The organism is Limnospira sp. (assembly GCF_051859755.1).
GTDB classification, from domain to species: domain Bacteria; phylum Cyanobacteriota; class Cyanobacteriia; order Cyanobacteriales; family Microcoleaceae; genus Limnospira; species Limnospira fusiformis.
The window spans coordinates 1-14803 of record NZ_JBIMLI010000022.1; the positions used below are offsets into that span (position 1 = coordinate 1).

General features: G+C 45.9%; 11 protein-coding genes and 2 pseudogenes. 5 read left to right on the plus strand and 8 right to left on the minus strand.

The features are described 5' to 3' along the window. Together ACTIE0_RS06045 and ACTIE0_RS06050 are read right to left on the minus strand one after the other, a co-directional pair. Positions 1-1353 (minus strand): IS1634-like element ISAtsp2 family transposase (locus tag ACTIE0_RS06045; RefSeq protein ID WP_439516859.1); only part of this gene is annotated, 1353 nt, incomplete at its 3' end. 87 nt (positions 1354-1440) lie between these two features. Continuing rightward, positions 1441-1653, minus strand: a pseudogene (locus ACTIE0_RS06050) (IS630 transposase-related protein); the annotation flags it as partial. Between the two features lie 63 nt (positions 1654-1716). On the opposite strand from ACTIE0_RS06050, the pseudogene ACTIE0_RS06055 reads away from it, so the two are divergent. After that, positions 1717-2145, plus strand: a pseudogene (locus ACTIE0_RS06055) (HNH endonuclease); the annotation flags it as partial. 145 nt (positions 2146-2290) lie between these two features. After that, positions 2291-3178, plus strand: a complete 888-nt coding sequence (locus ACTIE0_RS06060; protein WP_006623757.1) for an alpha/beta fold hydrolase — start codon at positions 2291-2293, stop codon at positions 3176-3178. Here the strand turns inward: ACTIE0_RS06060 and ACTIE0_RS06065 are convergent. The 4 genes from ACTIE0_RS06065 to glmM form a co-directional block, all read right to left on the minus strand. After that, the gene (locus ACTIE0_RS06065; RefSeq protein ID WP_006623756.1) at positions 3149-3652 is read right to left on the minus strand and encodes a GNAT family N-acetyltransferase; all 504 of its coding nucleotides are present in this window, start codon (positions 3650-3652) and stop codon (positions 3149-3151) included. The genes ACTIE0_RS06060 and ACTIE0_RS06065 overlap by 30 nt on opposite strands. 316 nt (positions 3653-3968) lie before the next feature. Beyond that, positions 3969-5132, minus strand: coding sequence for a hormogonium polysaccharide biosynthesis glycosyltransferase HpsO (gene hpsO, locus ACTIE0_RS06070; RefSeq protein ID WP_006668521.1), 1164 nt, complete (start codon positions 5130-5132; stop codon positions 3969-3971). Between the two features lie 284 nt (positions 5133-5416). Next, entirely contained in the window at positions 5417-7045 is a 1629-nt protein-coding gene (gene hpsL, locus ACTIE0_RS06075; protein ID WP_006623754.1) for a hormogonium polysaccharide biosynthesis protein HpsL, read from the minus strand. Positions 7046-7201: 156 nt separating this feature from the next. Beyond that, entirely contained in the window at positions 7202-8665 is a 1464-nt protein-coding gene (gene glmM, locus ACTIE0_RS06080; RefSeq protein WP_006668522.1) for a phosphoglucosamine mutase, read from the minus strand. 332 nt (positions 8666-8997) lie between these two features. Between glmM and ACTIE0_RS06085 the strand changes: the two genes are divergently transcribed. After that, positions 8998-10683 carry a hypothetical protein gene (locus ACTIE0_RS06085; protein WP_006668523.1) on the plus strand — a complete coding sequence of 562 codons (1686 nt, stop codon included), beginning with the start codon at positions 8998-9000 and terminating at the stop codon, positions 10681-10683. Positions 10684-10819: 136 nt separating this feature from the next. On the opposite strand, the gene ilvB is transcribed toward ACTIE0_RS06085, so the two are convergent. After that, positions 10820-12658 (minus strand): biosynthetic-type acetolactate synthase large subunit, encoded by a 1839-nt coding sequence (gene ilvB / locus ACTIE0_RS06090; RefSeq protein WP_006668524.1) that lies wholly within the window; start codon positions 12656-12658, stop codon positions 10820-10822. 425 nt (positions 12659-13083) lie between these two features. On the opposite strand from ilvB, the gene ACTIE0_RS06095 reads away from it, so the two are divergent. Then, a complete protein-coding gene (locus tag ACTIE0_RS06095) occupies positions 13084-13422 on the plus strand; it encodes a P-II family nitrogen regulator (protein WP_006616905.1) in 339 nt (112 codons plus the stop codon). Between the two features lie 114 nt (positions 13423-13536). Here ACTIE0_RS06095 and rdgB read toward each other — a convergent pair whose 3' ends face one another. Then, a complete protein-coding gene (gene rdgB / locus ACTIE0_RS06100) occupies positions 13537-14118 on the minus strand; it encodes an RdgB/HAM1 family non-canonical purine NTP pyrophosphatase (RefSeq protein WP_006668525.1) in 582 nt (193 codons plus the stop codon). 76 nt (positions 14119-14194) lie between these two features. On the opposite strand from rdgB, the gene ACTIE0_RS06105 reads away from it, so the two are divergent. Beyond that, the gene (locus tag ACTIE0_RS06105; RefSeq protein ID WP_006668526.1) at positions 14195-14803 is read left to right on the plus strand and encodes a hypothetical protein; all 609 of its coding nucleotides are present in this window, start codon (positions 14195-14197) and stop codon (positions 14801-14803) included.

The following is a 14803-nucleotide window of genomic DNA, read 5'->3' on the forward strand; positions in this document are numbered from 1 at the left end:
GGGGCTGGCATTTTTGGTCTTCTTAGTCATCTCGTCCTCTCCATTATACGTCCTAAGTGTTCTGTCTTGTGCTATATATTCGCTCAAGCAGGTCTGAGCCGGCCAGAGGGATTGCTCCAGTTGATTGGTGGCTAGAATAAAGCGACTACGCTGACGGCTAAAGCGGTCTTCCGCCGTGGCGGTCTGCTGTAACGTGGCCTGGAGCCGATAGCCCTGAACTGGGGTGGGTTCGGCGGATTTGGCGGGACGACCGGGGGGTCGCTTGGCCCGCACCGTCTCCAGGGAGACCTGAGTGAGCTGATGCACCTCGAGTCCATCTTGAAACTGCATCAAGGCCTCGAGGGCATCGGGTTTGCAAGCAAAGACCCGCTGGGTCAGCTTTTTCAATTGGCGGTTGAGGCGGTGTTCGAGCTTCTCTAATTCGGGTTGCCAGAGGTCGGCATTGGCTTTGCGGGTTTGGCTTTCGACGAGGCGCCAGCGCTGGCGCACTCCGGCATAGGTCTGCTCAATCTCCCACATCCGGTAATCCTTGGAGTTGCAGGGGACTTCAGTCAGTCGGGTGACATCGCTGTGCACCAGCTCTTGAGCCGCTTTTAGGGTCAGCGGCACCCGTGATAGCCACCCCGTGGTCTCCATCTGCTGCAGATTGGCTGCTGTGTAAAAGGCGGCATCCATCACAACGATACCGTCGCTAGTCCATTGGTCACCAAACGCCTTGAGCACCTCTGCAAACTGCTGAGTGTCCTGTTCATTGCCACTGGCCAACTGCAACCATAGCGGCACGCCACCGTCGGCGGCACAGACTAGAGTCATCAAAAACTGTTTCAAATCTGGACGATGGTCTCGGGAATAGCCTCGACACAGCCGAATTGGGCTGGGTTCTGCTGATGTCTCACCGGGGGGAGCTGACTCAAGTCCTACCTCGGATTTCCCCTTCGAGCACCGCTGATACTTCCCTTCTACTGAGATCGAGGTGGCATCGAGATGACGCTGTTGAATATCAATTCCAAATCGTTCCACAGCCTGGAGCGCCACCTGGAGAAAAAATGATGTCGTCCCTTCTGCGTAGAGTTCATCCAACACTCGACCTAAGCGGTCGTCATTCAAGTGACGAGCCTCTACCCCTTCCCCGAGCAGATGAGACACCGCTTTACTCTCAAAAAACTCGCTGAATAAATACAACGGTGCACTGAGAAAGCCTAGGGCGTTCAAAATCATGGCTTTAACCACTTGTCCGGCACTCACATGCTCCAAGCTATGAGGTTCAATCCGCTTATCCGTCAACTCGACCAGGCCAAGTTCGTCAATCACTCCAGCCACTAAACCCAGATGGTCTAAATTTTTAATCTGCATCGCCAGAGCCTACCGCTCGAAGGAACCCTTTCTAGCCTAGACTAGCACCATATCTTTTATTCCCTGTCAACCTGCGGAATGTAGGTTGAATTTTTGCCAGTCGGTAATTTTGTGGTTATTGCCAGGTCGGTGATGAGGTTTAGGGAGGAAGTCTCCGGTCTGTGCTTTTCTTTGCAGCCAGAGATTAATGGTGTTCCGGCTGACATGGAAAACTTGACTGGCTTCTGTTTTGGGCATACCGTCTAGTTCAATGGCATCAATAACTTTTTGTCTGAGGTCGTAACTATAGGGGGCTGGCATTTTTGGTCTTCTTAGTCATCTCGTCCTCTCCATTATACGTCCTAAGTGTTCTGTCTTGTGCTATACTTTAGACCCGGAACGGTCAAGCTCAGTAATGGGAAAGAAAGGCATGAAACTTGGTTATTCCAAACCGAGGACGGTCATCAGTTGTGGAAACATAACTACACGCCGATTGTCAGACATACCCTAGTGCGCCCCGAAGCAACACTTTATGACGGAAATTGGACTTACTGGGCAACCAGAAAAGGACAAGCAATCGACACGCCAGCAAAGGTAGCCAAACTACTCAAAAAGCAAAAAGGCAGGTGTACCTGGTGTGGGCAATACTTTACCCCATCAGACCTAGTTGAAGTAGACCACATTGTAGCTCGAAGCCACGGTGGAAAGGATGAATACAAGAATCTTCAGCTACTGCACCGCCACTGCCACGATGATAAGACGGCGTTAGATAACGCCAACGCTGTGTCCATAACAATGGAACAATCAGACTAGGAGCCGTATGAGGGGAAACTCTCACGTGCGGTTCTGAATGGGAGGGGGAGATGGTGACATCTCTCTCGACCCCTAATTATGTCAATTATAGGGGAATCATCTGCTTAGTACGCAAGTTTTTAGCTGGTGACGGATTCAGAGTAGGATGTTATCTATGGCAACTATTAAAATCCACAGCGTTGGACACGCCTATGATCTGACGGAGCCAATAGATGGGTCCAATGTTGTTGTATTTATTCATGGCTGGCTGCTGAGTCGTCGGTATTGGCAACCTGTAATCGATCGCCTAAAACCTCAGTATCAGTGCTTATGCTATGACTTGCGAGGGTTTGGCGATTCTCAGTTAGCCAGTCGCCATCCATATTCTTGTGACTATGCTCCGGCTTCTTATGCTCAGGATTTAGGGATATTACTCGAGGAGTTAAATATCTCTAAGGCTTGGCTTGTGGGACATTCTTTAGGGGGGACGATCGCACTATTAGCGGCACAGCAATTGAGTGATCGCATTGCGGGGGTGGTTTGCGTGAATGCTGGTGGTGGTATTTACCTAAAAGAGGAATTTGAGCGTTTCCGAGTCACAGGGGAACAAATTGTCAAGTTTCGTCCGCGATGGCTTTGTTGCCTACCTCTAATTGATTTGCTGTTTACCAGGGCGCAAGTCGCTAGTCCGGTTTCTAGGGAATGGGGCCGCCAGCGATTAATTGATTTTGTGATGGCGGACCCAGAGGCGGCCTTAGGTGCTTTATTGGATTCGACTACGGAGACAGAAGTGCATCGCCTCCCCCAAGTGGTGGCTCAATTACAGCAGCCTGTGTATTTTTTGGCAGGAATGTGCGATCAGATCATGGAACCTCAATATGTTCGCCACCTGGCTAGTTTTCATCATCTGTTTCGCAGTGGCTATCAAAATGTGATTGAACTTGCTAATTGTGGACATTTAGCCATGATCGAACAGCCTGAGCAAGTGGTTGGTCACTTACGGGATATTCTGGCTCAACATGGCTCAACACAAGTGCAGCCCCATAATCACTAAATCCCGTTTGACTCCATCAATGACAGCTATCTGTGGGAGATAACCCCATTGTTGAAAGCCAAAACTGTCAAAGAGTTTCAGGCTGGGTTGGTTATGGGCAAAAATTAGAGCCAGTAGAGTTTCACAGCCAAACTTTGGCCCTTCTTCTATGGCTTGATAGAGTAGTTTTTTGCCAATTCCCTGTCCCTGATAGTCGGTGTGGATGTAGATACTCAGTTCAGCACTGGCATCATAGGCGGCTCGCTTCTTAAAGGCTTGAAAGCTCAACCATCCAATTATGCGATCGCCAATTTCCACCACCCATAGGGGACGTTGGGCTGACTGACATTCCCGATACCAGCCTAACCGACTCTCAACGGAAATTGGCTCTAGGTCAGCCGTGGCGATTTTTTGGGGAACGGCTAAATTGTAAATTTCGATAATTTGGGGTAAATCGTTTTCGAGTGCATCACGAATTTTCAAGTTATTCTCCATAAACTCCCGTACACAGTTTATTGGCAGTTGCTCACTCAGGCTTTGACCACATATTCTGAGTGTGAATATTTGATTCCCAGCAGCTTAAATATAAACTTGAAACAATCATTCAGATATGCCTTTGGCTAGTTTATGGTCTGGTTAGTGCTTTGGTCAGTAATCTTGAGAGCGCGGAAAGGATTTGGGGCTGCCAGTGGTGGTTTCATAATGCGATCGCTTTCTAATATTAGGGGTAACTGTAGAGAAATCGGTATTTTAGACTACCAATTTCTATGGCGGAACCTGTGTCCTTGGCAAATACTGCATTTTCCTGGAGTTAAAGTTGTTTATAGAATTCTAGCTGTTGCTTGGCTAGGGCGTGGTTAGTGTAGCAGGACTGGGCGCGCTCATATCCCCGTTGACCTAGCTCTTGGGTAAGGTCTGGGTTACTGATTAACTTTTCGAGGCAGTCGGCTAGGGCTTCGGGGTTCCCTTCGGGGAAGACTAACCCAGCTTGGTCAATTACATAGGGAATTTCCCCAGAGTCTGAACCAATTAGGGGAACTTGGCAAGCCATAGCTTCGATGAGAACGTGGCCAAATTGTTCTTTCCAACCCACGGAAGTTAGGGTTTTAAATTTGTAGGTAGTTTCTGAGGGTAAAACTAGGGTATTCATGACGTTGATATATTGCCAAACCCGGTCATGGGCAACACTTTCAACGATAATTAGCCTATCTTGAATGCCTAATTCTTGGGCTAGGTCTAAAAGTGGCGATCGCAACTCTCCCCGCCCTAGTAGTAACCATTTCCAAGGGTGATGTTTAACCTGAGCTAATGCTTTAGCTAGGGTGATGAGTCCTTTTTCTTCCACAAACCGACCAACGAACCCTACCACAAACGTATCGGGTTCAATGCCTAGTTCCGCCCTTAATTCTGGTTGGGGTTCCGGTTTAAATAGGGTTTCATCGACTCCTAATTGGGGCATCACCTCCATCGGTCCTTGATATCCATGGTCGCGCAAAATTTCCGCCCCATCCTGGTTTCCTACAATAATACCATCAGTGTTACCTAGGTTATATTGTTCCAGTAGCGACACGGGAAATTTGAGAGTATATGGTAAATTCCACCAGGTAAAAAACACATTTTTAGCGCCTATTCCTAGCAGTTTATTCAGAGTAATAAATTCAGCAAATGTTAAGGCTTTTGCCCCTTGTTCTACTTGGATAATATCAGGCTTAAACGATTGTAACAGAGGAATTAGATCCAGACCAAAAGTGAGCAAACCTTGGTTATTTTGACTGAGGTTAGATATAGGAACCACCTGAAAATTCCCCTCATCCACAGGTTCAGATTTAACCCGCTCACTTTGGACACCGCCAGGGTTCCAAAGACGAGGTACAACCACGATCACCTCAATACCAGGTTCAAGGTTAGCTAAAACCCGCAGTTTCTCCCGGTTGAGGTCAACAATATAAGTGTGACTAGCGACAATAATTTTCATGGCTATCAATTGCCTGTTGTTTGCTAATTAGGTCGAGGGTAAAGGTTAATGATTGATATTGCATATTCCCACGGCTTAAATAAGCCGTAGTTAATCAACAGCTCACCCGTGCTATACCATAAATATAGTTTATCCTAACTGTGGCAAAAAAGCTAATTGAGAGACCAGGAGACACCCAACTAGACCACCAGGTGTTTGGGGAATAATTGTGGCTGTGTTCCCAGGCATTTATTAATCATGCTTGCCAGTTTTTGATAAGTTTTTCATCAAAAGATTGTTATATATTAGATTTCATCTTCATCTAATTCTCCTTCTTCTATGAGTCGTTTAATTTCTTGCTTATCAATTTCTGGTAATTTATAGATAACCCCAGCAAAGTACCAATAATAAACCGCTACCGGGTCAACATCGAGGGGATAATAATAGGTGTTGTAACTAATCACCAAAACAAACACCCAGAAAGAAGCCCCAAAACTGCGGATACTTTTGTCTTTAACGGAACGGTAAGTTTTAAAAGCTGTGAAAGTAATCACAGTTACAAAAAATAGAAAGGCGATAGTCCCTAGAGGTCCAATTTCATAAATGAGTTTAGGATAGTAAGTTTCAATCAATCGAGTTCTGCCAAAAACACGAGCCGAGTTAGTCGCCCGTCCTAGACCATTACCAAAGATTCCCTGTTGTCCACCACTGCTGTGATCAAACTGGTCAGAAATAAAGCCAGTGGGGGGGGAAGCATTCCATCGACTGACAAAACTATCAACTCTTTCCTGAATTACTTCTGGGTTAGTAATCATGACTATACTCAAAAGTAATCCGAGACCTCCAGCAATAGGAATAAAGCGCTTTAGATTAGCAATTTGTCCAGTGAGAACCAGTAGAATAATTGTCACGACTGGCACTAATGCTAAGGCAATACGCTGTCCAGAAATCACAGCATTAACAAATACTAATGCCATGCCAATTAATCCGGTTATACGCCATTTCCCTGATGGATCACTAAAGGCTGTAGCAAAGGTAAAAAATGCGTTAGCAATTAAAAACCAAGCCCACTGCCAAGGAGCGACAAAGGTTCCCGGAAGTCGGATCATATTTTGGGAGGGGCTAAAAACTAAAGAACCGCCTACGAAACACTTATACTCGATGGTTGCTTGAAACAGATCATCCCCTGTCAGATGGTCAGTTCCTTGACAGCGACCACTAGCAAGAAATTGGTATTGTACCATCCCCAAAAGGCAACAGATAATTGCCAGTATTAGAGTCAGGCGAGTGAGAAACAGCAAATCTTTTTTGTCTCTAATGTGGTAGTAGGCACAGGTCATTAGTGGAATATAACCCATAAATACCTTTAAACCCAAAATTCCCATAGCTATGGGTTTATCGCCCGGTCTGGGGTCAAGTTGTTGCAAGCCATTCACACAAATGATGGTGAGAATACAAAAACCCAAAAGAATGAGCAAAGGTTGTTTAATAGCCTTGGGAATAATGATAGGGAGTCCTTTACTTTTCCAGTCTTTATACATAGAAGCTAAGGCTGGAAAATAAAAGCCATCTTTGGCAAGCTGAAATATGACATTTCCGCCCCCAATCCAGTAAGTAATAGTTCCAGAGAAGGGCATATAGATTAGGAAACCCCACAGACCATGGCGGGGGTATTTGTAGCACAGAACCAAGACTAATATGCCTCCACCACCAGCAATGGCAAGTTTTTCATCTTTGACGAAAAACAGAGCCACCCCAACGATCGCACCAACAATTAGAGTGGGAATTACAGTGCCTAGAACAGCTTTAACGTCTTTAGCAAACTGGCGCTGTTTAGCTTTAAGTTGGGCTTTAGTTAGGGTCGGCTTTTTCTGCTGTTGTTTGGAGTTTTTTTTCCGGGACTTCTTTTTTTTAGATTTAGTCTTAGATGCCATTTTGGGTTCAATTCTAAGTTGGGCAGTAACTAGGCATTTGTAACTTGCTCCCCGACTAAAAACCGCCTTGGTTGGTCACGCTAATCCAAATTATATACCAACAACTAGGGGACTGCCGAATCTGATCCGCCCTGTTATCCCCATCATGAGGAGAGATTAGGCAATTAAGTATTGTTGCACCACTCCCACTAAGCGATCGCACCAATATTGCACCAGATTAGGGTTAGCCGCTTCTACCATAACTCTGATCAGCGGTTCAGTACCAGAAGCGCGCACCAGTATGCGACCTTGATCCCCCATATCAGCTTCAGCATTAGCGATCGCATTTTGTAGAGGTTCGCAGTTTTTCCAATTACGGCGGCTGTCCGGGTTCTCAACTCTGACATTTCGTAACAGTTGAGGATAGGTGAGGAAACTATCATCCACCAGTTGGTTGAGCGATTTTTGCGATCGCTTCACTAAAGCTGCTAGGTGTAATGCTGTCAGTAGACCATCTCCTGTGATGCTGTAGTGATGACAAAGGATATGGCCCGACTGTTCACCCCCCAACATAGATCCCGTGCGCTTCATTTCGCTGTGGACGTGCTGATCTCCCACCGGGGTGCGGATCATTTTTCCTCCCAGTTTTTCCCAGGCTCTCTCAAATCCCAAGTTTGCCATAACCGTAGAAATAATCAAATCCTGGGGCAGTTGCTCCGCGTTTCTGAGGGTCTGACCCCAGAAGTATAGGATATAGTCCCCGTCAACGGTACGACCCTGGCTATCGACCGCTAACACCCGATCTGCGTCCCCATCAAAAGCAAATCCTAAATCCGCTTGATGTTCTACAACCGCTTGGCGGAGTAGGTCCAGGTGCGTAGACCCACAGTTAACATTAATTTTGTGACCGTCGGGAGACTCATGTAAACAAATTACTTCCGCCCCCATTTCTCTAAATACTTGGGGGGCAATATTTACCGCCGCACCCCAAGCCAGATCCAACACAACCCGCATTCCCTGTAGGTTAGTAGTTGGTAGCAGGGGACCATATAGCGAATCAGCATAATTCTGGATTAATTCCGGTCTGTAGTAATGTTGTCCACACGACTCAGAATAAACCGGGAACGCTTCCGCCCCGCGTAGGGCTGCTTCTATTTGCTTCTGGAGGTCGCTGGAGAGTTTTGTGCCGTCTGCGCCAAAAAATTTGATTCCGTTATCTTCTGGGGGGTTGTGGCTGGCGGATATCATCACCCCGCCCATAGCTTTACAGGTTTGGGTGAGGTAGGCTACTCCCGGAGTAGGACAAACTCCTAAATTCCATACTTCTAGTCCGGCTGCCGTTAACCCCGATGATAAGGCCATCGCTAACATATTACCCGAAATCCGGGTATCTTGTGCCAGGATGACTGGCCCTAGATTTTCCTGTTGCTGGCGGAGAATTTGTCCGGCCCAAAAGCCTACCTGTAGCGCCAGTGGCGCGTTGAGAAGTTCTCCGACTCGCCCGCGAATGCCGTCTGTACCAAATAGGGGACTGCTAGGAAGTTCCCCCCCAAATGCGGGACGGGTTTTGGCGGGGTTGACTGCATTTGCTACTGGGCGGGATAGTTTGATGTTCTGGGAAGGGACTGGTGTTGATACCATGTTTTTCACTCCTCTCGATGTTCACACACTCACAGAGGAGGATAGCACGTCCGGAACTGAGGAACCTTGATCTACAATTCAAGTCTTGAGTTGATGTCTGGGAGCGTATCAGGATATTTTAAGTTTTGCGATCGCCTTTCATTAGCACTCAGCTAATCATTATGGCCATGACCTAGCTAGACGTAGTTAGGGGTTATTTGGTTCCTAGATTTAAGGGTCAACTGATAGGATTGATAGGATTTTATGTTATTCTCAATCCCTTGACAGCCTCTGGGGTCGAGACTGATACTGAGAGCATATTCAATTCATCATTTGGGGAAAAGTTAAGTTTAATGTTCAAAATTAATCAAGGGCGATCGCTGATTATTTATCCGGCTATATTAGTTGTGATTATCGCTCTAGCCGGAATAGTTTGTTATTATCCTATTATTAACTCATTTTTTCTGTCAGATGATTTAGTTTTAATTGCCATCTTTCAACAGGTCGGACCTTGGGGATTGTGGGTCAATCAACAACATGGTCAATCCTTGTTTTTTCGTCCGGTTCTGAGTTTAATCAGTTTCCTAGATTATCAAATTTGGGGTAACTATCCCCTCGGTTATCATTTAACTAATTTGGGATTCCATCTCAGCAATGCTTTAGCAGTAGGTTGGATTGCTAGTTTATTAGTTCGGAATTTTCCCATTGGTCGCCACTATAAAATAGTTTTACCCTATATTTCCGGGTTTGTATTTTTACTACTTCCTAGTCACACCGAAGCAGTTTCCTGGATTTCCGCGCGCACAGATGTCATATCTAGCTTTTTTGGGTTTGTCGCTTTTATCGCTTATTTAATCGGCAGAAATTCCCGATATAAATATCCTTATATATTATCCCTGCTGCTATTTTTTATGGCAGTGTTATCCAAGGAATCTATCGTCACCTTTCCTGGGTTGATTATTTTGTTTGAAATTTACCATTATTTTACCCATAAACAAGATGGTAAATTGTGGAAAAAAAGACTAGGCTTAATTATTCCATATTTGGCAGTTTTGGCGGTTTATTTTATCTGGAGAGTTATCAAAATTGGTACACTGGTAGGGGGATACGGCGAGGATATTCATTTAAGGTTTGATTTCGGTCATATTGCCCAAAATTTGATTATCTACCCAACGAGAACTTTTCTTCCCCCTATTTTCAACTCTAGTTTTAGTCTGTGGTTATCGATTTTTTGGCTAATTGTTCTCCTGTCCTTGGCTTGTACTTCTTTACTGTTTAAAAGCCGCACTCCCGACCCAAGTATCCCGCCTTTACTGCTGTTTTTAGCAGGTAGTTTTTTTGTCGCGGTTTTACCTGCTATTAATGTGTTTGTGTCAATTACAGATACCCAAGGGGAAAGATACCTCTATTTCGGTTCTGGGTTTGCGTCAATTTATCTAGCCGTAGTCCTAGCGTGTTTGTGTATGAATATCCGGCTGATTTTGGTGGTTTCCTCAATTTTACTGTTGATTTTTGGGTTAACTGTTCAATCTTTGAACCAAAATTGGCGGGTGGCTGGTTCCATTTCTCAAAATATTCTTTTGGGAATGTTACAAGATCACCCTAATCTCCCCGCTATTATTACTGCTATTCCTGATAATTATCGGGGTGCTTATATTTATCGGACCGGTTTAATACAGGGTTTGTATCTATTTGGGGGAGGTGAAAAATATGCGATCGCATTTAATCGCGAACCCGGTGACGGACCCTTTGAAAGGGTACAATTTACCACCAATAACATTCAGACAGTCATGCACCATAATTTACGGGAATTGGACGATACAATTTTAATTAGACAAGATACCCCAGAGATTTATCAATTCAACTTGTCTAACCCGGAAACTTCCTTTTTACCCTGGCCGAAAAATTCCTTAAAAACTCTTGATTACGAAGTGATTAAGTTTGCACCCACCCAATATCAGCTACTCTTAAAAAATCCAGATTTGGCTGACCATCTGATTTTCTATTCCGACGGGAGGTTAACCGCTTCTCCCTATTAATTTGACTGCTAGGTGTCAGCATAACCCCTCATCGAGAATTGACACAGTAGAGACAAGACCAACCCTGTCTCTACTTATCGACTAATCAAAGCACCACCGAATCATTGCTGATGTCTGACAGGTGATAGAGGAGTGTTTATAGTTTAGTGCCACACTCAGGACAGAAATTGTTACTCGCGACATTTTTCGCGCCACAATTACTGCAATAGATTAACTCAACCGCTTTTTCTAACTGGCGGCGTTCAGGTAATCCTATCATCTGAGCATTACTCCTTCCTGGTGCTACCATAGGATAACAATTTTCATCCTTGGTAACATGAACATCCATCAGCACAGGACCCTCATAAGCCAACATTTCTGCTAGTGCTTGGTGTAATTCGTCACGACTCTTAACGACCATGCCTTTTACGCCATAAGAACGTGCTAACATTTCAAAATCTGGCATTCCGATTTCCATGTTAGAAGCCGAATAACGCTCACCATAAAAGGCTTGTTGCCACTGGCGGACCATACCTTGCCAACCGTTATTAATAATTACGGTCTTGACATTTATGCCATATTGTGCTATGGTTCCGAGTTCTTGGATGTTCATTTGCACACTGGCATCCCCAGCAATACAAATCACCTCGCGATCGCTCAAAGCCACTTTAGCTCCCATAGCCGACGGGATACCATAGCCCATAGTTCCTAACCCAGCGCTAGATATCCACTGACGGGGGCCATTTTTCAAAAATTGAGCCGCCCACATTTGGTGCTGACCCACATCCGTGGTATAGTACGCATCCGGTGCCATTTTTCCTAATTCTGCGATCACCTCTTGGGGAGAGAGGCTATCAGAATAAGAGGGAACCACCAGAGGATAATCTTCCCGCCAACGGTTAATCCGCTCTAACCACGATTGAGTTTGATTATCGTTCCCGACATCTCCAATTTCTCGGCAGCGGCGCAACAGGTCTATCAACACCTGGCGAACATCTCCGACAATTGGCACTTCCGGGGTCCGGTTTTTACCAACTTCCGCCGGGTCAATGTCAATATGAATCACCTTCGCCCTAGATGCAAATTCATCAAGTTTCCCGGTAACGCGATCGTCAAACCTAGCCCCGACAGCTATGAGCAAATCACATTCACTAACAGCAAAGTTAGCATAGGCTGTTCCGTGCATCCCCAACATTCCCACAGATAGGGGATGCTTTTCATCAAAAGATCCTTTCCCCATTAATGTGGTAGTTACCGGAATCTGAAAAAGCTCTGCCAATTCCGCAATTTCTGCATGGGCTCCGGCCGAAATCGCCCCACCACCGACATACATCAGGGGACGTTCTGCTTCTTCTATAAGTTTAATGGCTTGGTTGATTTGGCGAACATTGCCTTTAACCGTGGGACGATAGCCAGGTAGAGAAACCTCTCCTGGATTAACGGGAATATAGTCAAATTCTTCCAAACCTACGTCTTTGGGAACGTCTATGAGTACCGGACCGGGACGGCCTGTGCTGGCAATATGGAAGGCTTCTGCGACAATGCGAGCCATGTCACCCGGTTCACGAACCACATAGGAATGTTTGACTATCGGTAGGGTAATGCCGAAAATATCTGTTTCCTGGAAGGCATCCGTACCAATGGCGGGGCGCGCTACCTGTCCGGTAATGATTACCATTGGTATAGAGTCCATGTGGGCGGTGGCAATGCCAGTCACTAGGTTAGTGGCTCCTGGTCCTGATGTACCAAAGCACACTCCCACTCGTCCGGTAGCTCTGGCATACCCATCCGCCGCGTGGGATGCCCCCTGTTCATGGCGAACTAGGATATGCTGTATATCGCCCTCGGCTTCGGCTCGATACAGTTCATCATAAATGGGGAGAATGGCTCCACCAGGATAGCCAAAAATGTGCTGTACGCCATGACGTTTAAGACTATCAATGAGCGCAAACGCACCTGTTGCACGCTTGGCAGCAATTTTAGTTTGAAGTTGCACGATCGCTCCTCTAATTTAACTATATTGTTGAGTTAAAACCTCTATTTTAGATAAGGATTTTGTTTAAGGGGACTGGACGGTTAGGGTTTTAACAAGATTTTACATTGTTCAGCCACCACTATTAAGCCTAACGGTTGGCTCCGATAGGGTTAGGGGGTCGAGGCTTTCCTGCAATTGTATCACGATTTACCAATTGCGGGGCTTTGATAGTGATATCAAATGGTTTGGGCTATGTATGGCTGAATAAATCGGGGTCGAATGTCTACTCCCTGGGGAGATTTGCATCGAACTGGTAGTATCTTAGATAGCTGGTGAGCTGATCTCAAACAAAGTTCGACCGATTGCCTGGAAGACCTGATCAGCAGGCAGTAAACCCAACTGCCAAGTGTAGGATTGTCAAACAGTAAGCGTTAGGAGTGAAAACCTTGAAAAAGATAGAAGCCATTATTCGGCCATTTAAACTTGATGAAGTCAAGATTGCCCTGGTCAATGCTGGCATTGTTGGAATGACAGTTTCGGAAGTTCGCGGGTTTGGCCGCCAGAAGGGTCAGACTGAGCGTTATCGGGGTTCGGAATATACAGTTGAGTTCCTACAAAAACTCAAGGTGGAAATTGTGGTCGAAGATGAGCACGTTGATATGGTTGTAGAGAAAATCGTATCGGCCTCTCGTACAGGTGAAATTGGAGACGGTAAAATATTTGTCTCTCCAGTTGAGCAAATTATTCGTATCCGCACAGGAGAAAAGAACCTAGAAGCAATTTAAACGCTTTCCGCGATTATTCCCCGCCATGAAGCCTCTCCCACCTGGGGAAGTAGTGGTGGGAGTTTCTTATCCACGCCTTGAGACGATCGCTATGTCGATCAGTGGCCGGGTTGACTATCCCTTGAGAAGGGCACTCAGTTGGGGAAGTAATAGGTCAAAGGCTTTTCCTCGGTGGGAGATTTTTCGCTTGAGTTCTGGAGACATTTCGGCAAAGGTCATTTGCTGCTCAGGAACATAAAAAATGGGGTCGTAGCCAAAGCCTCCTTGACCTTGGGGGGTTTGGGCAATCACTCCTGGACATATTCCTTGGACTTGTTGGACAATAGAACCATCAGGACGAGATATGGCGATCGCACAAATAAATTGAGCGCTACGGTCGGCCGCGGTTTCCAGTTCTTTGAGTAATTTACTAATGCGATCGCTATCGGTGGACGCATACCGGGCTGAATATACTCCTGGCATTCCCCCTAGGGCATCTACGGCTAGTCCTGAATCATCTGCGATCGCCCATTCTCCCGTCGCCTTTGCCACTTCACTGGCTTTTAGGCAGGCATTCTCCAAAAATGTCTTTCCGGTCTCTTCAACCTCCAAATTATCCGGCTTAAGCTGCAATTTGACATCGATACCACCTAGATAAGCCTGCATTTCATTTAACTTACCAGGGTTTCCGGTTGCCACTACTAATAGTTTGGTCATATCATGCACCTGAAATCTGCTTGATTAGCATAAATCACCCCAGACGGTTAATATATATTGATAATTAATTTCTGAGGTGCTGAGGGGTTTAATTGTTTTGTCTACGGAAATTGACAATTCAACAACTATAACTACTGTTATCTGTCCAGGATTTCACCCGCCCCATTTTACGGCTCAGTTTTTGGATAGATTGGGAGTAGACTGGGGGGATAATGGGCTGTTGGTGTTTCCGGCTGATCTATCTTCCCCTCTCTCACCGCGAGCCCTGGGGGAGTTTTTACAGGCTAATCTTGGCGCGCGCCATAGCACACCATTGATATTTATTGGTTTTAGTGCGGGTGTGGTGGCTGCTATGGTAGGCGCTTACAGATGGCAACAATCAGGGGGTCAGGTGAGGGGATTAATTGCGATCGATGGTTGGGGTGTTGGTCGGGTCGGGAATTTTCCCTTTTACCGTATCAGTCACGATCGCTTTACTCACTGGAGTTCTGGGCTATTAGGTGCGGGTGATGGTGGTTTCTATGCTGACCCGCCTGTAGAACATTTGGACTTGTGGCGATTTCCTCACCAGACCTGGGGCTGGTGGCTGGAAACTGGGTTAGTTGGCTTAAAAACAGCTTCTCCTATGATGGCATCTGAGGCAATATTTGCTATATTAAAAAAACTTGGCAAATTACCAAATTGA

What these genes read in the sequence shown, in the direction of transcription:
- rdgB (WP_006668525.1), bottom strand. Translation starts at nt 14,118, where the DNA reads ATGACCAAACTATTAGTAGTGGCAACCGGAAACCCTGGTAAGTTAAAT.
- hpsO (WP_006668521.1), bottom strand. Translation starts at nt 5,132, where the DNA reads ATGAAAATTATTGTCGCTAGTCACACTTATATTGTTGACCTCAACCGG.
- ACTIE0_RS06060 (WP_006623757.1), top strand. Translation starts at nt 2,291, where the DNA reads ATGTTATCTATGGCAACTATTAAAATCCACAGCGTTGGACACGCCTAT.
- hpsL (WP_006623754.1), bottom strand. Translation starts at nt 7,045, where the DNA reads ATGGCATCTAAGACTAAATCTAAAAAAAAGAAGTCCCGGAAAAAAAAC.
- glmM (WP_006668522.1), bottom strand. Translation starts at nt 8,665, where the DNA reads ATGGTATCAACACCAGTCCCTTCCCAGAACATCAAACTATCCCGCCCA.
- ACTIE0_RS06085 (WP_006668523.1), top strand. Translation starts at nt 8,998, where the DNA reads ATGTTCAAAATTAATCAAGGGCGATCGCTGATTATTTATCCGGCTATA.
- ACTIE0_RS06065 (WP_006623756.1), bottom strand. Translation starts at nt 3,652, where the DNA reads ATGGAGAATAACTTGAAAATTCGTGATGCACTCGAAAACGATTTACCC.